Origin of the sequence: Paracoccus xiamenensis, from assembly GCF_011308835.1 — a bacterium.
Classification (GTDB): domain Bacteria; phylum Pseudomonadota; class Alphaproteobacteria; order Rhodobacterales; family Rhodobacteraceae; genus Paracoccus; species Paracoccus xiamenensis.
Map to the genome: position 1 here is coordinate 1195690 of NZ_JAAOHY010000001.1, position 18034 is coordinate 1213723.

Here is an 18034-nt window from a genome sequence, read left to right on the forward strand (position 1 = left end):
TGCCGGTGCAAAAAACCGGCTTCCCAAGTCCATCCCATTATGTATATACATATTAAGCCAACAAGCAATGGCAGAGGCCGGCCCGATGCCCGACAGGAAGATCTGGATCAACGCTCGGCTGGTGAATGCCGGAGGCAGGACCGAACCCGGCGACATCGCCGTCGAGGACGGTCAAATCGCCGCCATAGGACGGGCGCTCGACCGGACAGGCGCTGACATCATCGACTGCGGCGGCCGCCTGCTGACGCCGGCTTTCATCGACTGCCACACCCATCTGGTCCATGGCGGTGATCGCAGGCCGAATTCGAGATGCGGCTGGACGGCGCAAGCTATGAAGACATCGCCCGGGCCGGCGGTGGCATCCTGTCGTCGATGCGCGCCACGCGCGCGCTGGATGCCGATGGTCTTGTGTAGGCGGCGTTGCCACGGCTGGATGCGCTGCTGGCCGAAGGCACTTCGACCGTAGAAATCAAGTCGGGCTATGGCCTGTCCATCGCTGCGGAAATCGAGATGCTGCGCGCCGCGCGCCAACTGGCGCAGATCCGGCCCGTGCGCATCACCACGACCTGGCTGGCCGCCCATGCCCTGCCGCCCGAATATGCCGGACGTAAGGCCGATTACATCGCCGAGATCGCCATTGCCGGGCTGGAGCAGGCCCATGCCGAGGGGCTGGTCGATGCCGTGGATGCCTTTTGTGAAGGCATCGCCTTTTCGGCGGAAGAAATCGAACCACTATTTGCCCGCGTCCGAGCACTTGGCCTGCCGGTCAAGCTGCATACTGAACAGATCACCCGTTCCGGCGAGGCGGCGCTGGCGGCGCGGCATCAGGCGCTGTCGGTCGATCATTTCGAGTACGCGACCGAGGAGGACGTGGCCGCGATCCGCGCCTCGGGGACGGTCGCGGTGATGCTGCCGGGCGCATATTACATGCTGCATGAAACGCAGAAGCCGCCGATTGCGGCGCTGCGGGCGGCAGGTGTACCGATCGCGCTGGCGACCGACTGCAATCCCGGCACCTCGCCTATATCCTCGTTGCTGCTGACGATGAACATGGGTGCGGTGCTGTTCGGGATGACGGTGCCGGAATGTCTGGCCGGGGTCACCGGCAACGCCGCCCGCGCACTGAACCTGCACCGCGAAACCGGCAGCCTTGCACACGGCATGGCCGCCGATTTCGCGATCTGGGATGCTGAGGCGCCGGCCCAACTGGTCGGGCGCGCCGGACTGAATCCGCTTTATCAACGTGTTTTCAACGGAGAAGTGACGCATGGTTGAAACTCTGATCCCCGGTCAGATGTCGCTGGACACGCTGGGATGGGTCTATTGGGACGCGGCCTCGGTCCGGCTGGACAACGCCGCCATGCCCGGCATCGAACGCGCCGCCCGGCGCATCGCCGAGGCCGCCGCGGGCGAGGAGCCGATTTACGGCGTGAATACTGGCTTTGGAAAGCTGGCCTCGATCCGCATCGCGCCGGCTGATGTCGCACAGCTGCAACGCAACCTCATCATCAGCCATTGCTGAGGGGTCGGCGCGCCGCTGGCGCCGGAAATCGTGCGGCTGATCATGGTGCTGAAACTCATGTCGCTGGGGCGCGGTGCGTCGGGTATCCGGCCCGAGGTGGTGGCGCTGATGCAGCCGGTCGAGATCACCGAAGGCAGCAGCGCGCTGGTGCTGGGCCTACCTCATACCGGCACTTGGGTGCCCGATGACATCGCCGCGCAGCTGAACGACGACGGCCGCCTGCTGCGCGACACCGACTGGCATATCGAGGCGCTGTATGACGGGCTGTTCGACGGCAGGACCACCGAGCGGGCGAGCTTCCACCACTATATCATCGACGCTAATCGCGATCCTTCGGGCGCGTCGCTTTATCCCGGTCAGACGACTACCAGGCTGGTGCCGCTGTCCAATTTCGACAACGCCCCGAACTGGCGCGACGGCCACACCCCCGACGCCGCCGAAATCCAACGCCGCCGCGCCGCCTTTCATACCCCCTACCACGTCGCGCTATCCGCGCAGAGCGACCGGGTAAAGGCGCCGCGCGGCTATGCAGTGCTGTATGACTGCCACTCGATCCGCTCGGTCGTCCCGTGGCTGTTCGACGGCACATTGCCCGATTTCAACATCGGCACCGATCAGGGCCGCACCTGCGCCCCCGCGATCGAAAGCGCGGTGCATGAGGCCTGCATGTCCACGGGTCGCAGCACGGTGCTGAACGGCCGCTTCCGCGGCGGCTGGACGACCCGACACTATGGCCGCCCGGCAGACGGCGTCCACGCGATCCAGATGGAGCTGGCTGACCGAGGCGCCCTTGCGGATGCCGATGAACAACCTGCATCCCGATGTGGCCGAAAACCCGCATGAGGTGGTTATCTATGGCGGCATCGGCCGGGCGGCGCGCACCTCGGGAGGATTTTGATGCCATCGTGACGGGCCTCGAAGATCTGGAAGCCGACGAGACGCTGATCGTGCATGGAGGCAAGCCTATTGCCATCATCCGCACCCATACGGATGCGCCGCGTGTGCTGATCGCCAATTCGAACCTTGTGCCGCATTGGGCGAATTGGGACCATTTCAACGAATTGGGCCGCAAGGGCCTGATGATGTACGGCCAGATGACCTCCGGGTCCTGGATCTACATTGGCACCCAGGGCATCGTTCAGCGTACCTATGAAACCTTTGTCGAGGCCGGGCGCCAGCATTACGACGGCGATCTGACCGGCAAATGGATCCTGACCGGCGGCCTGGGCGGAATGGGCGGCGCGCTGCCCTTGGCGGCGGTGATGGCCGGGGCCTGCTGTTTGGCCGTCGAATGCGACGAGACCCGCGCCGACTTCCGCATCCGCACCCGCTATTGCGACGAAAAGACCCATTCGCTGGACGAGGCGCTGGCAATGATCGACCGCTGGACGAAGGCGGACGAGGCGAAATCGGTGGCGCTGATCGGCAATGCCGCCGAGGTCTTCCCCGAAATCCTGCGCCGGATGCAGGCGGGCGAGGCGCTGCCCAATGGTCGCCCCGATATCGTCACTGACCAGACCTCGACCCATGATCCGGTCCATGGCTATCTGCCGAAGGGCTGGACCGTCGCCGAATGGCGCGCCAGGCAGGAAAGCGATCCCAAGGCCGTCGAGGCCGCCGCCCGCGCTTCGATGCGCGATCATGTCGCGGCAATGGTCGGTTTCTGGAACGCGGGCGTGCCGACGCTGGATTACGGCAACAATATCCGTCAGGTTGCGCAGGACGAGGGGCTGGAAAACGCCTTTGCCTTCCCGGGCTTCGTGCCCGCCTATATCCGGCCGTTATTCTGCCGCGGCATCGGTCCCTTCCGCTGGGCGGCGCTGTCGGGCGATCCCGAAGACATTTACAAGACCGACCAGGCGATGAAGGAACTGTTCCCCGAAAACGAACACCTCCACCGCTGGCTGGATATGGCGCGCGAACGCATTGCCTTTCAGGGCCTGCCGGCGCGGATGTTCTGGATCGGGTTGGGCGACCGTCACCGCGTCGGGCTGAAGTTCAACGAGATGGTGGCCTCGGGCGAATTGAAGGCGCCGGTAGTGATCGGGCGCGATCACCTCGACTCTGGCTCTGTCGCCTCGCCCAATCGCGAGACCGAGGCGATGCGCGATGGCTCTGACGCAGTTTCAGACTGGCCGCTGCTGAACGCGCTGGTGAACACGGCCTCGGGTGCGACCTGGGTCAGCCTGCATCACGGCGGCGGCGTCGGCATGGGGTTCAGCCAGCATTCCGGCGTGGTGATCTGCGCCGATGGCACGCCAGAGGCCGCCCGCCGGCTGGAACGCGTGCTGTGGAACGACCCGGCCTCGGGCGTCTGGCGTCATGCCGATGCCGGTTACACCGAGGCGATCGAATGCGCCCGCCAGCGCGGGCTGCGCCTTCCGCGTATCCTTTAATGATCGCGCATTACCCGGCCCGCAACCGCCGTTTCACCACCTGGAAGAACGGCGGCGGCGAAACCGCCAAGATCATATGCCAGCCCACAGGCGCGGGATTTGATGATTTTGACTGGGCATCAGCACAGCACGGGTTGCCGCGTCAGGGCCGTTTTCGATTTTACCAGGCGTGACGCGGTCACTGACCATGCTGGAAGGCGGCCGGATGCTGCTGCGCCTTGATGGCCTGCAGGTGCTGGAAAGTGCCGACACTGGCCCGGTAGCCTTTCCCGGCGACACGGCTTGCGAGGCAGAACTGATGGGCGCGGCAAGTGCTGCCCCACTGCCCGAAGCGCGTTATCTGACGTCCCGCGTCTCCAGGCAGAAGGGCCGCTGATCCGAGAAAAGCACAGCTTGCAGGTCCAGCACCTCCTCGGTCACGCGGGGCCGCTGAACGCCCAGCAGGTGAAGGTCAGCGGGTTGCAGATGGCGCTTTTCGCAGGCGACCAATCGCCAGCGGTGCGCGTGGCCCTCGGCGGCGACTTCCTCGGGGATTTGCCCGGATTGCCGGGCATGAAAATGTACAGACATCAGGCCCGGGCGGAAATGCCATTGCCGCGACATTCGGTCACGCCCGGAAATACGAAAATTTCCTTGATCCATATCAAGGAGAGAATCGCGCCGCTCAACTAGCAGTGGGCACAAACCCGACCGATGCAACCCGCCGGGGCCCTTGTATTGATATTGTTACGATTTCTCGCATGCCCGAATTTGATCCAGCTACGGAAGTTGTCGCCATGACCGACCGGCCAGACACTCAATCACCGCCGCCGCCATCCCGACGCCGAGAACTGCTGACGTTCCTTATTCTCGCCTTCGGTATCTGGCCCATCGTCGCCGTCGCGGTCGTTGGCAGCTATGGCTTCCTGGTCTGGATGTATCAGATTTTTGCCGGACCGCCTGGACCGTTGGGGCACTGACATGGCCACCCAGAGCATGGCCGAAGGGGTCAGCCGTCGGGGTTTTCTGACGGCCCGGCCCGCGCCCGCCTTTCGCCCCTCCCCGCCCGGTACAGACGCCGCAGCGCTTGCCGCCTGCACCGGTTGCGGTGATTGCGTGGCCGCCTGTCCGCAACAGATCCTGCTGGTCGTGGGCGGTCGCGTTGCCATCGACTTCGACAGCGGTGAATGCACCTTCTGCAACGCCTGTGCCGAGCCATGCCCCGAGCCGGTTTTCATCCTTGCTCCGACCATGGCCCACCACGCGGCGATCAGCGATGCCTGTCTGGCCCGTCGCGGCACCACCTGCATGAGCTGCCGCGACGCCTGCCCCGAAGACGCTATCCGTTTTGCTCCGCGCATGGGCGGCCCCTTCCTTCCCGCCCTGTCGGCGACCGCCTGCACCGGTTGCGGCGCCTGCGTCGCACCCTGTCCCGCGGATGCCATTACGATGCGCCAGAAAGACCCAGCCCATGCGTGACATGCCCCAGCCCGAACAGATGCCCAAGAAGCGGCGCTATCATATCTCCAGCGCCGTAATCGCGGTCCTGCCGGGCCGCGAGGCCGAGATCCTGGCCGCCCTGCCCGGCTTGGCCGGCGTCGAAGTCCATGCCGCCGAAGGTGCGCGGATCGTGGTCACCATCGAAGGTTTCAGCACCGGCGAGCTTGGCGACCGGCTGACCACCATTTCTGCCATGCCCGGCGTGGTCGCCGCGAACATGGTGTTCGAACATTCCGAAGCAGAGGAGCCCCAAGGATGACAACAGATGTGACACGGCGCGATCTGCTGAAGGCTCAGGCCGTGGCCGTGGCCGCCGGCGCCGCCGGCCTTTCGCTGCCCGCCGCCGCCCAGCCTGTGGCGGGTGGCGTCGAAGCCCTTGAAATCAAATGGTCCAAGGCCCCCTGCCGGTTCTGCGGCACCGGCTGCGGGGTCATGGTGGGCGTCAAGGACGGCAAGGTCGTGGCCACCCATGGCGACATGCAGGCCGAGGTCAATCGCGGTCTCAACTGCGTCAAGGGCTATTTCCTGTCCAAGATCATGTATGGCCGCGACCGCCTGACCACGCCGCTGATGCGCAAGACCGGCGGCACCTATGACAAAAATGGCGAGTTTGAGCCGGTCAGCTGGGACGAGGCTTTCGATACCATGGCCGCCAAGGTCAAGGAGGTGCTGAAGACCAAGGGCCCCGAAAGCATCGGCATGTTCGGATCCGGCCAATGGACGATCATGGAGGGCTATGCGGCGTCAAAGCTGATGCGCGGGGGCTTCCGGTCGAACAACCTTGACCCCAATGCGCGGCACTGCATGGCCTCGGCTGCGGTGGCCTTCATGCGCACCTTCGGCATCGACGAGCCGATGGGCTGCTATGACGATTTCGAACATGCCGACGCCTTCGTGCTGTGGGGCTCGAACATGGCAGAGATGCACCCGATCCTGTGGACGCGGCTGGCCGACCGTCGGCTCGGCACGCCGGGCGTGAAATGCGCGGTGCTGTCGACCTTCACCCACCGCTCGATGGATCTCGCCGACATTCCAATCGTGTTCAAGCCGGGCACTGATCTGGCGATCCTGAACTATATCGCCAATCACATCATCCAGACCGGCCGCGTTAACGAGGATTTCGTCGCCAGGCACACGGTCTTCAAGACCGGCCAGACGGATATCGGTTACGGTCTGCGCCCCGAACATCCGCTGGAACAGGCCGCCACCGGCGCGGCGGAAGCCGGCAAGATGGACCCTTCGGATTTCGAAGCCTACAAGGCCTTCGTCGCCGACTATACGCTGGAATATGTCAGCGAGTTGTCGGGGGTTGAGGCAGGCTTCCTTGAGGAGTTGGCAGAACTTTATGCCGATCCCGACACGAAGGTCATGTCCCTGTGGACGATGGGCTTCAACCAGCATGTGCGCGGCGTCTGGGCGAACCAGCTGGTCTATAACATTCACCTGCTGACCGGGAAGATTTCGGAGCCCGGAAACTCGCCCTTCTCGCTGACCGGCCAGCCCTCGGCCTGCGGGACCGCGCGCGAGGTCGGCACCTTCGCCCACCGCCTGCCCGCCGACATGGTGGTGACCAATCCCGAACACGTCGCCCATGCCGAGGAACTGTGGAAGTTGCCGCGTGGGCTTTTGAACACCAAGCCCGGATTCCATGCCGTCCTGCAGGACCGGATGCTCAAGGACGGGGTGCTGAATTTCTACTGGGTGCAGGTGAACAACAACCTGCAAGCCGCACCGAACAGCCAGAACGAGACCTATCCCGGCTATCGCAACCCCGACAATATGATCGTCGTGTCGGACGCCTATCCGACGGTCACCGCGCTGGCGGCCGATATTATCCTGCCGGCGGCAATGTGGGTGGAAAAAGAGGGCGGCTATGGCAATGCCGAACGGCGCACCCATACCTGGCACCAGCTGGTCGACGCGCCGGGCGAGGCACGTTCCGACATGTGGCAATTGGCCGAGTTCTCGAAACGCTTCACCACAGACGAGGTCTGGCCGGCAGAACTGCTGGACGCCAATCCCGACTACAAGGGCAAGACCCTGTTCGAGGTGCTGTTCGCCAATGGTCAGGTCGATGCCTTCCCGTTGAGCGAGATCCGCGAGGATTACGCCAATCAGGAAGCCAATGATTTCGGCTTCTACATCCAGAAGGGCCTGTTCGAGGAATATGCCAGCTTCGGGCGCGGCCATGGCCATGACCTGGCCCCTTACGACACCTATCAGTCGGACGAGGTGCGCGGCCTTCGCTGGCCGGTCGTCGAGGGCAAGGAAACGCTGTGGCGTTTCCGCGAAGGCTATGACCCCTATGTCGAGGCAGGATCCGAGGTCCAGTTCTACGGCAACGAGGACAAGCGCGCGGTGATCCTCTCCGTGCCTTACGAACCGCCGGCCGAAAGCCCGGATGACGAGTTCGATTTCTGGCTGGTTACCGGCCGGGTGCTGGAACATTGGCATTCCGGGTCGATGACCATGCGCGTGCCCGAGCTTTACAAGGCTTTCCCCGGCGCCGTGTTGTTCATGAACGCCACCGATGCCCGCGAACGCGGCTTCAACCAGGGCTCCGAGGTCAGCGTGATCTCGCGCCGGGGCGAAGTGAAGCTGAGGGTGGAAACGCGCGGCCGCAACCGGATGCCCAAGGGTGTTGTCTTCGTGCCCTGGTTCGACGCCTCGGCGCTGATCAACAAGGTCACGCTGGACGCCACCGATCCGATTTCCAAACAGACGGATTTCAAGAAATGCGCAGTCAAGATCGTCTCCGTATGAGCCCGCTTCGCTTCGTCGCCGGCCTGCTGACAGCGCTGCTGTTCGCGGGTGCGGGCCTGGCGCAGGATCCGGGGGCCGAGGCCCAGCTGCGCAGTGCGGTCGAGCTGAACGGTCCCAAACCCGCGACCGAGGTGGTCGAGGCCGAGCCCATCCCGCGCTGGATCGTGGATGACGTAAGGCTGATGCGGCAATATCCCGAACAGCCCCCGATCATCCCCCATTCGATCGAGGGCTATCAGCTGTCGGTCAATGCCAATCGCTGCATGTCCTGCCACCGCCGGGAGGCGACCGAAGGCTCGGGCGCGCCAATGATCTCGGTCACGCATTACATGAACCGCGGGGGGCAGATGCTGGCCGATGTCTCGCCGCGCCGGTATTTCTGCACCGCCTGCCACGTGCCACAGGCCGATACCGCGCCGCTTGTCGAAAACACCTTTACCGACATGGCCGACATGGGCGTGAAGCAGCAGGGAGAGGAGCATTAGATGCGCTGGGTCATCAACCTGATCCGACGGATCTGGCAGATCGTCACCACGCCAGCCGTGACGTTAAGCATCGGTTTTCTGACGCTGGGCGGCTTTATCGGCGGGGTGATCTTCTGGGGCGCGTTCAACACCGCGTTGGAGGTCACCAATACGGAAAAGTTCTGCACGTCCTGCCACGAAATGCGCAACAACGTGTATGAGGAACTGTCGCATACGATCCACTTCTCGAACCGTTCCGGGGTGCGCGCCTCCTGCCCCGATTGCCATGTGCCGCATGAATGGTCCGACAAGATCGCTCGCAAGATGCAGGCCAGCAAAGAGGTCTGGGGCAAGATCTTCGGCACCATCGACACCCGGCAGAAGTTCCTGGAAAAGCGGCTTGAACTGGCGCAGCACGAATGGGTGCGCCTGAAGTCCAACGACAGCCTTGAATGCCGCAACTGCCACACCGCGGCGGCGATGGATTTCTCGCGTCAGGCACCACGCGCGGCAGAAATGCATTCGACCTATCTGCTGACCGGACAGGCCACCTGCATCGACTGCCACAAGGGCATCGCACATGAATTGCCCGACATGACAGGCCAGGACCCAGGCTGGTTGCAGCCGGAAAACGTGCCCGCCGAGGCGCTGGATGAAGGCGACACCGCACAGTTGCGGGACTATCTGGATGACGAAACGCGGCGTACCGCCGCCAATTGATCGACGATAAACCACCGGCCGGGCCGCCCGCGTCCAGCTTGGGCGGCCCGACAACTCAGCGCCCGAGCGCGTTCTCTGTTGCAGGATTACATCACACAAACGCAAAGCCCGGCGGCGCGCCGGATCGGGTTGCACTCCCACGCCACCATCCATAACCAACCAAATCAATCGGGAATCGCAGCCAGTCATCAGCCACGTCCTTCCCTGCATGTCACGAGGGGACAAGAATGCTGATGAAACGCCTGCTACCGCTGGCCGGGGTATCAACCCTGGCACTGATGACCGCCGCATTCGCACAGGATGCAGCGAGCCCGATCGTCCTGGATACGATCACCCTGGTCGCCGATGGCGAGGAAAATATCGAATCCACCGGCGGCGCTGTCGTCACGCCCGAGGATATCGAGATCCTGCAACCTCAAAACGTCTCGGAACTGTTCGCACGCGAATCCGCGGTTTCGGTATCGGGCGGCGCAGGTCCTTCCAAGCGGATCCACGTCTTCGGGATCGAACAGTCGAAGCTGGCCGTGACCGTCGACGGCGTGCCGCAGGGACCGACCAGCTGGCACCACACCGGCTCGAACGTGATCGATCCGGCTTTCATCAAATCGGTTGAGGTCGAGGCCGGCGCCGCTGCCGCCGATGCGGGTTTTGCCGCCGGTGCGGGCGCTGTGCGCTATGAAACCGTTGGTGCCAAGGACTTGCTGGAAGACGGCAAGGCTTACGGCGGTCGCGCCTCGCTCAGCTATGGCGACAATGGTCAGGGCGTCTCGGGCAGCCTGGCAGGCTATGGCGTTTACGGCAATTTCGACTGGTTCGTGATGCTGCATGGTCAGAACGGCGACAATTACGACGCCGGTAATGGCCGCGAGATGCCCGGCAGCGAACCCGCCGCCAAGGGCGCGCTGGTGAAGCTGGGCTATGAAATGGACGGCGGCCGGATCGAGCTTGCCTATGACAAGTCCGAAGACGACGCCGACCGCGTCATCAAGATGAACATGGACCTGAACCGGGACGGCACCGTCTTCCCGCTGAAAGTCGAAAACGAAACGCTTAGCCTGACCTATACCTCGACGGCGCCGACCGACAGCTGGGATCCGATGGCCAAACTGTATATCGGTTCGACCAATTACTGGCGCCCGAACTATATCGTCGGCGACCTGATCGACCCGGCGGGGATGAAAAGTTGGCCCAACGGCGACATGGTGCTGGATCGCGACACCTTCGGCGGTGTGTTGCAGAACACCTTCACCATCGCGCAAGGCAGCGTCACCACCGGGATCGACTTCTCGGATAATGACTATAGCATCGACAATTACGGCGATCATTCGATAGCCCCGACGCGCATCCGCAACCTGTCCACCCGTCAGGTTGGCGTCTTCGCGCAGGGGCGTTTCGAATTCGCCAATGGGTTCGACCTGTCGACCGGCATGCGTTACGACCACCAGCGTTTCGAGGACTGGAACAACGAGCGCTTCACCTCCTCGGGTGCCAGCGCAAATGCGACCCTGTCCTATCGCTTCAACGACATGATCGAGGTCTTTGCCGGCGCATCGCATACCTGGATGGGCTATGACATCGGCGAATACGGGCTGCTGCATGCCCGCAATGCCGCTTTTGCGACCGATCCCGACTTCGAGGCCGCGACGGCCAAGAACTACAAGGTCGGCATCAACGCCAGCGGCGACAGCTGGAAGGCCGGCTTGACCTTCTTCGACACCCGTCTGGACGGGCTGGGCGAATATGACGTTGGCCCCGGAAGGACCAATACCCTGACCAATGCCGAGGAAGGCCGCAGCAAGGGCTTTACCCTGAACGCCAGCCGTGAATGGGAAAACACCCGCGTCGGTTTCTCCTATACCAAGGCCGACGTGACCACGGATGGCGATTTCGCCGTGCCGGGCGGCGGCACCTTCATGCCGATCGGCGACATGGCTTCGGTCTATATCGACCACGTGATGCCGCAATACGACCTGAAGCTGGGCGCGACGCTGGAATGGGCTGACGAACTGTCGGATGAGGCCATGGAAGCGGCCTTCTTCAGCGCCCATGACAGCTATTCGGTGGTCAATGCTTACGCCGAATGGTCGCCTGAACAGCTGCAGGGTGGCGCGCTGCGCCTGGGCGTCGACAACCTGTTCGACGAAACCTATTACGAGCGGACCAGCTACGTGATCCGCGCCGTTCCCGGCCGCGACATCCAGCCGGCATATGCACCGGGCCGGACGGTGTCGATCAGCTTCACCAAGTCGTTCTGACGACGTTCCCGGCAGGCGCGTGTTCCCGCGCCTGCCCTCTCGGAGAAGGGGCCGCTTCGCGCGGCCCCTTTTTCATTGCAGCTCGATAAAGGCGAAACCGTTCGGGCCAAGTTCCAGCTTGCGGCCCAGAAGCGCGCCGGTCAGCGCCGCCGCCTGCGACGGACCGCTCAGATCTTCCGCCGCCCCTTTCGGCAGGCTGACGCGCCGGGTCTCGGTGCCAAGGTTGAAGGCGCACAACAGGCTGCCGCGCTGGAGCAGCAGCACCGGGTCGGGCGCGCGCAGGAATGTCGCCGTCTCGCGGCCATGCAGTTCCGGGCGGGCGCTGCGGAATTCCAGCATATGGCGATAGAAATGCAGCACCGAATGCTCGTTCGCCTCTTGCCCGGCGACATTGCGGGACTGCTGCGGCGCCTTGATCGGCAGCCATGGCGTGCCGGTGGTAAAGCCCGCCTGCGTATTCGTGGCATTGTCCCAGACCATCGGCGTCCGGCAACCATCGCGGCCCTTGTAGTCCGGCCAGAAACGAATGCCGGGCGGGTCGGTGAGTTCATGGAACTCCAGATCGGTTTCGGTCTGGCCCAGTTCCTCGCCCTGATACAGGCAGACAGAGCCCGGAAAGGACAGCAACATCGCCGCCGCCAGCTTTGCCAGCGAATCCTGATCGGCCCCGTGGTCCTGCCAGCGGGTCAGATGGCGGATCACATCGTGATTAGAAAATGCCCAAGTTGGCCATCCATCAGGCGCTTTGCGAAAAAACGTCTCGATCTTTGATCGGAAATGCTTCGGCGTGAATTCCGGCCCCAGCATGTCAAAGCTGTATGCCTGATGCAGATGCTGCTGACCCGAGGTGTATTCGGCCATGATCTCGACCGCGCGGGTCGAATCACCGACCTCGCCCACGGTCGAGGCGCCGTATTCATCCATCAGCACCCGCAAACGGGCCAAGAAATCCAGGTTTTCAGGTTGCGATTTCGAGAACTTGTGCAGCTGCATCTCGTAAGGGTTCACCTGAGGCGCGATCCGCCTGCGCGGATTGTTGCGCAGCCGCGCGTCGTGGAAATAGTAATTCACTGTGTCCAGCCGGAAGCCGTCGACACCGCGTTCCAGCCAGAAGCGCATCGTTCCCAGCAGCCAGTCCTGCACCTCGGGATTGTGGAAGTTGAAGTCCGGCTGCGAGGTCAGAAAATTGTGCAGGTAGTATTGCTTGCGATGCCCGTCCCATTCCCAGGCCGAGCCACCAAAGACCGAAGGCCAGTTGTTCGGTGGCGTCCCGTCGGGTTTGGCATCGGCCCAGACATACCAGTCGGCCTTGGGGTTGTCGCCACCCTTGCGGCTTTCGACGAAGAAGGGGTGCTGATCGGATGAATGGCTAATCACCTGATCCACAATCACTTTCAGACCGAATTCATGCGCCTTCTCGACCAGGTGGTCGAAATCTTCCAGCGTCCCGAACAGCGGGTCGATGTCGGTGTAGTCCGACACGTCATAGCCCATGTCCGCCATGGGCGAACGAAAGATCGGCGACAGCCAGACCGCATCGACGCCGAGGCTGGCGATATGGCGCAGCCGTTCGGTTATACCTTTCAGGTCGCCGATTCCGTCGCCGTCGCTGTCCTGAAACGACCTTGGGTAAACCTGATAGGTCACCGAGCCGCGCCACCACTCATCCGTCATGTCACCCCCCAAAGTTACACCCCGCGCGTCACTGCATGGACGCCATTGAACACCGCGCGGTACCACCGTAATGTTGCCGCTAACATTTTAGACATATGGAACGCAATGATGTCTCAGCCCGCCACCAGCGCCAGCCCGCGCGAGCTCGCCCAGTCGATCCGCGACCATCTGACATATTCGATCGGCAAGGACGAAGCGCATGCCTCGGTCCATGACTGGCGGATGGCACTGTCGCTGGCCGTGCGCGACCATATTGTCGAGCCGTGGTTCGCCTCGACCCGGGCGACCTATGGCGGGCATCTGAAGCGAGTCCACTATCTTTCGATGGAGTTCCTGATCGGCCGCCTGCTGGAGGATTCGGTGGTCAATCTTGGTCTGGACGATGCCGCGCGCGAGGCGCTGAAAGGCTTCGGCGTCGATTATGACGAGGTAATCCATGACGAACCCGAGGCCGCGCTTGGCAATGGCGGGCTTGGGCGTCTGGCGGCCTGTTACATGGAAAGCATGGCGACGGTCGGGATCCCGGCATATGGTTACGGGCTGCGTTATGAACACGGGCTGTTCCGGCAGCGTTTCGACCACGGTCGGCAGATCGAAACCGCCGATAGCTGGCTGAAATCGCGCAATCCTTGGGAATTCGAACGGCCCGAGGTTGCCTATGAAATCGGCTTCGGCGGCTGGATCGAAGGCGACGGTCCCAAGAAGATCTGGCACCCCGCCGAAAGCGTGATTGCCGCCGCCTATGACACTCCGGTCGTGGGTTGGAGGGGGCGGTGGGCCAATACGCTGCGGCTGTGGTCGGGCAAGCCCACGCATGACTTCGACCTCGCGCGCTTTAACCGGGGCGAATATGTCGCGGCAGGCGCGGCGGAATCGCTGGCGCGGACGATCAGCCGGGTGCTTTATCCCGACGACTCGACCGAAGCCGGCAAGGAATTGCGGCTGAAGCAGGAGTATTTCTTCACCGCTGCCTCGGTCCGCGACATCATGCGCCGCTTTGTCTATGAAGGCGAAAATATCGCCAAACTGCCTGACCGCGTGGCGATCCAGATGAACGACACCCACCCCGCCATCGCAGGCGCCGAACTGGTGCGGGTGCTGATCGACGACTTTGACCAGAGCTTCGACGATGCCGCCGACATGGCCGTGCGCGTTTTGAACTATACCAACCACACCCTGCTGCCCGAGGCGCTGGAAGCGTGGTCCGAAGGGCTGTTCCGCAAGGTCCTGCCCCGCCACATGGATCTGGTCGAACGCATCGACGACCACCACAAGCGCCGCAATCCCGGCCGCCCGTGGGAGCTTTCGGCGATCCATCACGGTCAGGTCCATATGGGGACGCTTGCCTTCATGCAGTCGGGCCATGTGAACGGGGTTTCCGCCCTGCATACCGAGCTGATGAAGGAAACCGTCTTTCACGACCTGAACAAGCTGCATCCCGACCGGATCGTGAATGTCACCAACGGTGTGACCCCGCGCCGCTGGCTGTATTCGGCGAATCCGGCGCTGTCGGGGCTGATCACCGATACGCTTGGCAGCGAGGCATGGGTCGATCATCTGGATCAGCTTTCCGGCTTGGAAAGCCATGTCACCGACAAGGGCTGGCTGGACCGCTACGCAACCGCCAAGCGCGACAACAAGGTCGCGCTATCGAACTGGCTGGGCGAGGTGCTGGGCATCACGCCCGATCCCGACGCGCTGTTCGATGTGCAGATCAAGCGCATCCACGAATACAAGCGCCAGTTGCTGAACGTGTTGGAAACCATCGCCCGCTGGGACGATATCCGCCAGAACCCCGATGCGGAATGGCAGCCTCGGGTGAAGATCTTCGGTGGCAAGGCCGCGCCCGGCTATGCGGTGGCCAAGGAAATCATCCACCTGATCAATGACGTGGCCGAGGTGGTGAACAACGATCCCCTGATGAAGGGCCGGCTGCTGGTCGCCTATCCGGCGAATTACAACGTCTCGATGGCGGTGCGGCTGATCCCGGCGGCGGACCTGTCCGAACAGATCTCGACGGCGGGCAAGGAAGCTTCGGGCACCGGCAACATGAAGCTATCGATGAACGGCGCGCTGACCATCGGCACGCTGGACGGCGCCAATGTCGAAATCCGCGAACAGGTGGGGCCAGAGAATTTCTTCCTGTTCGGCATGACCACCGAGGAAGTCGAAGCCCGGCGCCAGATCCCCGACCATGCCCGCCAGGCCATCGCCGCCAGCCCGTCGCTGTCGCGCGCGATCAGCCTGATCGCCACCGGCGCCTTCGGCGGCGACCCGGCGCGCTATGGCCGGATCGTCGACATCCTGACCAACTGGGACAGCTATCTGGTCTGTTCGGATTTCGCCGATTACCAATCGACTCAACGCCGTATTGATGCCTCTTATGGGGATAAGGCGGAATGGAATCGCATGGCTGCGCTGAACACCGCGCGCATGGGCTGGTTCTCGTCCGACCGTTCGATTCGTGACTATATGGAACGAGTTTGGAAGATGGGGGAGCAAGATGGCCGCAACCAAGGACGGGCACAGCAAGGGGCAGGACAGTCTCGAATCAATGCCCCGGTTTGAACTGAGGCTGCCGCCGGAACGCGCGCGCGCCCTGGTTGAGGGGCGCGATCCCGATCCATTCGCCATCCTCGGCCCGCACCCGGTTGCCGGCGGCTGGCGGGTCGTGGCGCTGGATTTCGGCGCAACGGAAATGTCGATCGCCACGATCGAGGGTGTCTTCCAGATGTCCCCGGTCGAGCGGACTCCGGGCCTGTTCGCGGGTTACCTGCCCGAGCCGATGCCCTATCTGCTGCGCGGCGCCAATGACGAACGCGAATGGGAATACGAAGACCCTTACCGCTTCGGGCCGGTATTGGGCCAGATCGACGAATATCTGATCGGCGAGGGCACGCATCATCAGTTGTGGAAGGCGCTCGGCGCGCATGTCATCACCCATCAGGGCGTGCGCGGCACCCATTTCGCAGTCTGGGCACCCAATGCCCGCCGGGTCGCGGTGCTGGGCGATTTCAACAATTGGGATGCCCGCCGCCACGGCATGCGCAGGCGCGGATCGACCGGGGTGTGGGAAATCTTCGTCCCCAATATCGGCGAAGGCGCACCCTATAAATTCGCCATCACCGGCGCCCATGGCGAGCCCTTGCCCGAAAAGGCCGACCCCATCGGCTTCGGCGCGGAACATCCGCCGGCGACGGCCTCGGTGGTGCGCAAGATCGACGATTACGACTGGAATGACGCCGGATGGATGGATCGCCGCGAAGCGTTGCAGAACGTTAGCGCACCGATCTCGATCTACGAGGTCCATCTGGGCAGTTGGCGCCGCGTGGCCGAAGATGACGACCGCCCGCTGTCCTATCTGGAACATGCGCGCGAGTTGATCCCCTATGTGGTCGAGATGGGCTTTACCCATCTGGAGCTGATGCCGGTATCCGAATATCCGTTCGACGGGTCATGGGGCTATCAACCGGTCGGGTTGTATGCGCCGACCATCCGCTTCGGCACCCCCGACGAATTCCGCGCCCTGATCGACGCCGCCCATGACGCCGGCATCGGTGTATTGCTGGACTGGGTGCCGGGGCATTTCCCCTCGGATCCGCATGGTCTGGCGCATTTCGACGGCACGGCGCTTTACGAACATGCCGACCCGCGCGAGGGGTTCCATCAGGACTGGAACACGCTGATCTACAATTACGGCCGCACCGAGGTGTCGAATTTCCTGACCGCCAACGCGCTGTATTGGCTGCAGGAATATCACATCGACGGGCTGCGCGTGGATGCGGTGGCATCGATGCTGTATCGCGACTATTCGCGCAAGGACGGCGAATGGGTGCCAAATGTCCATGGCGGACGCGAGAACCTGGAAGCCATCGACTTTCTGCGCGGCGTCAACACCGTGGCATATGGCGAGGTGCCGGGCATCATGACCGTGGCCGAGGAATCGACCGCCTTTCCCGGCGTCTCGCGCCCCGTCGATACAGGCGGGCTTGGCTTTGGTTTCAAGTGGAACATGGGCTGGATGAACGACACGCTGGACTATATCCAGCGCGAGCCGGTCCACCGCAGCCACCACCACAATCAGCTGACCTTCGGGCTGGTCTATGCCTTTTCCGAAAACTTCATCCTGCCGATCAGCCATGACGAGGTCGTCCACGGCAAGGGCTCGATGATCGAGAAGATGCCCGGCGATGTCTGGCAGAAATTTGCCAATCTGCGGGCCTATTACGGCTTCATGTGGACCCATCCGGGCAAGAAGCTGCTGTTCATGGGCTGCGAGTTCGCGCAGTGGAAGGAATGGAACCACAACGCCTCGCTGGATTGGCACCTTCTGGATGATCCGCGCCACAAGGGCGTGCAATCGCTGATCCGCGACCTGAACCACCTGTATCGCGATCTGCCCGCGCTGCACCGCCGCGACAACGCGCCTGAGGGCTTCAGTTGGATCGAGGGCGGCGCTGCGTCGGAATCCATCATCGCCTTCGCCCGCTATGGCGAGGAAGGCGATGCCCCGGTGGTGGTGCTGTGCAATTTCACACCAGTTCCGCGCCACGGCTGGCGCGCCGGCCTGCCGCGTGACGGCAAGTGGAAGCTGCGCCTGAACAGCGACGCGGGCAACTATGGCGGATCCGGGATGGAGGCCCCCGCCATTATTACTGCCGATGGCGACGAGTGGCAGGGCTATGACCAGTCCGCCATGATCGACCTGCCACCGCTTTCCGTCCTCGTCTACGAGGCCGTTTGATCAGTTTCTTTGTGGGG

13 protein-coding genes and 3 pseudogenes are annotated in these 18034 nt (G+C 63.0%); 15 read left to right on the plus strand and 1 reads right to left on the minus strand.

Features of this window, described 5'->3' with window-relative positions:
* The first annotated feature begins 85 nt into the window (after positions 1-85).
* The 13 genes and pseudogenes from hutI (at position 86) to G7044_RS05975 (ending at position 11599) form a co-directional block, all read left to right on the plus strand.
* Positions 86-1275 (plus strand): annotated as a pseudogene (gene hutI, locus G7044_RS05910) (imidazolonepropionase).
* A 19-nt stretch (positions 1276-1294) separates the two neighbouring features.
* Positions 1295-2365, plus strand: a pseudogene (gene hutG / locus G7044_RS05920) (N-formylglutamate deformylase).
* Positions 2253-3918: pseudogene (gene hutU / locus G7044_RS05925) on the plus strand (urocanate hydratase). The pseudogenes hutG and hutU overlap by 113 nt, the downstream one beginning before the upstream one ends.
* Complete coding sequence (locus tag G7044_RS18145) at positions 3918-4091, plus strand: HutD family protein (RefSeq protein WP_166326902.1); 174 nt, start codon at positions 3918-3920, stop codon at positions 4089-4091. Before hutU ends, G7044_RS18145 begins: the two are co-directional and overlap by 1 nt.
* The gene (locus tag G7044_RS05935) at positions 4088-4294 is read left to right on the plus strand and encodes a HutD family protein (protein WP_328803816.1); all 207 of its coding nucleotides are present in this window, start codon (positions 4088-4090) and stop codon (positions 4292-4294) included. Before G7044_RS18145 ends, G7044_RS05935 begins: the two co-directional genes overlap by 4 nt.
* A gap of 17 nt (positions 4295-4311) precedes the next feature.
* Positions 4312-4590, plus strand: a complete 279-nt coding sequence (locus tag G7044_RS05940; RefSeq protein WP_166326904.1) for a hypothetical protein — start codon at positions 4312-4314, stop codon at positions 4588-4590.
* Between the two features lie 68 nt (positions 4591-4658).
* On the plus strand, positions 4659-4877 hold the full coding sequence (napE, locus tag G7044_RS05945) for a periplasmic nitrate reductase, NapE protein (protein WP_235931143.1): 219 nt from the start codon (positions 4659-4661) through the stop codon (positions 4875-4877).
* Position 4878: 1 nt separating this feature from the next.
* Complete coding sequence (locus G7044_RS05950; RefSeq protein WP_235931144.1) at positions 4879-5376, plus strand: ferredoxin-type protein NapF; 498 nt, start codon at positions 4879-4881, stop codon at positions 5374-5376.
* Positions 5369-5656 (plus strand): chaperone NapD, encoded by a 288-nt coding sequence (locus G7044_RS05955; protein ID WP_235931145.1) that lies wholly within the window; start codon positions 5369-5371, stop codon positions 5654-5656. Before G7044_RS05950 ends, G7044_RS05955 begins: the two co-directional genes overlap by 8 nt.
* Positions 5653-8160, plus strand: a complete 2508-nt coding sequence (gene napA / locus G7044_RS05960; RefSeq protein ID WP_166326906.1) for a periplasmic nitrate reductase subunit alpha — start codon at positions 5653-5655, stop codon at positions 8158-8160. Before G7044_RS05955 ends, napA begins: the two co-directional genes overlap by 4 nt.
* Positions 8157-8645, plus strand: coding sequence for a nitrate reductase cytochrome c-type subunit (locus G7044_RS05965; protein ID WP_235931146.1), 489 nt, complete (start codon positions 8157-8159; stop codon positions 8643-8645). The genes napA and G7044_RS05965 overlap by 4 nt, the downstream gene beginning before the upstream one ends.
* The gene (locus G7044_RS05970) at positions 8646-9344 is read left to right on the plus strand and encodes a cytochrome c3 family protein (RefSeq protein ID WP_166326910.1); all 699 of its coding nucleotides are present in this window, start codon (positions 8646-8648) and stop codon (positions 9342-9344) included.
* 227 nt (positions 9345-9571) lie between these two features.
* Positions 9572-11599: a TonB-dependent receptor gene (locus G7044_RS05975; RefSeq protein ID WP_166326912.1), complete on the plus strand. Its 2028-nt coding sequence runs from the start codon at positions 9572-9574 to the stop codon at positions 11597-11599.
* Positions 11600-11671: 72 nt separating this feature from the next.
* Here the strand turns inward: G7044_RS05975 and G7044_RS05980 are convergent, their stop codons facing one another.
* Positions 11672-13273, minus strand: coding sequence for an alpha-amylase family glycosyl hydrolase (locus G7044_RS05980; protein WP_166326914.1), 1602 nt, complete (start codon positions 13271-13273; stop codon positions 11672-11674).
* A 105-nt stretch (positions 13274-13378) separates the two neighbouring features.
* Here G7044_RS05980 and G7044_RS05985 point away from each other — a divergent pair, with 105 nt between their 5' ends.
* Together G7044_RS05985 and glgB are read left to right on the plus strand one after the other, a co-directional pair.
* Positions 13379-15841, plus strand: coding sequence for a glycogen/starch/alpha-glucan phosphorylase (locus G7044_RS05985; protein ID WP_166326916.1), 2463 nt, complete (start codon positions 13379-13381; stop codon positions 15839-15841).
* A complete protein-coding gene (gene glgB / locus G7044_RS05990) occupies positions 15828-18017 on the plus strand; it encodes a 1,4-alpha-glucan branching protein GlgB (protein ID WP_166327439.1) in 2190 nt (729 codons plus the stop codon). Before G7044_RS05985 ends, glgB begins: the two co-directional genes overlap by 14 nt.
* Positions 18018-18034: the final 17 nt, after the last annotated feature.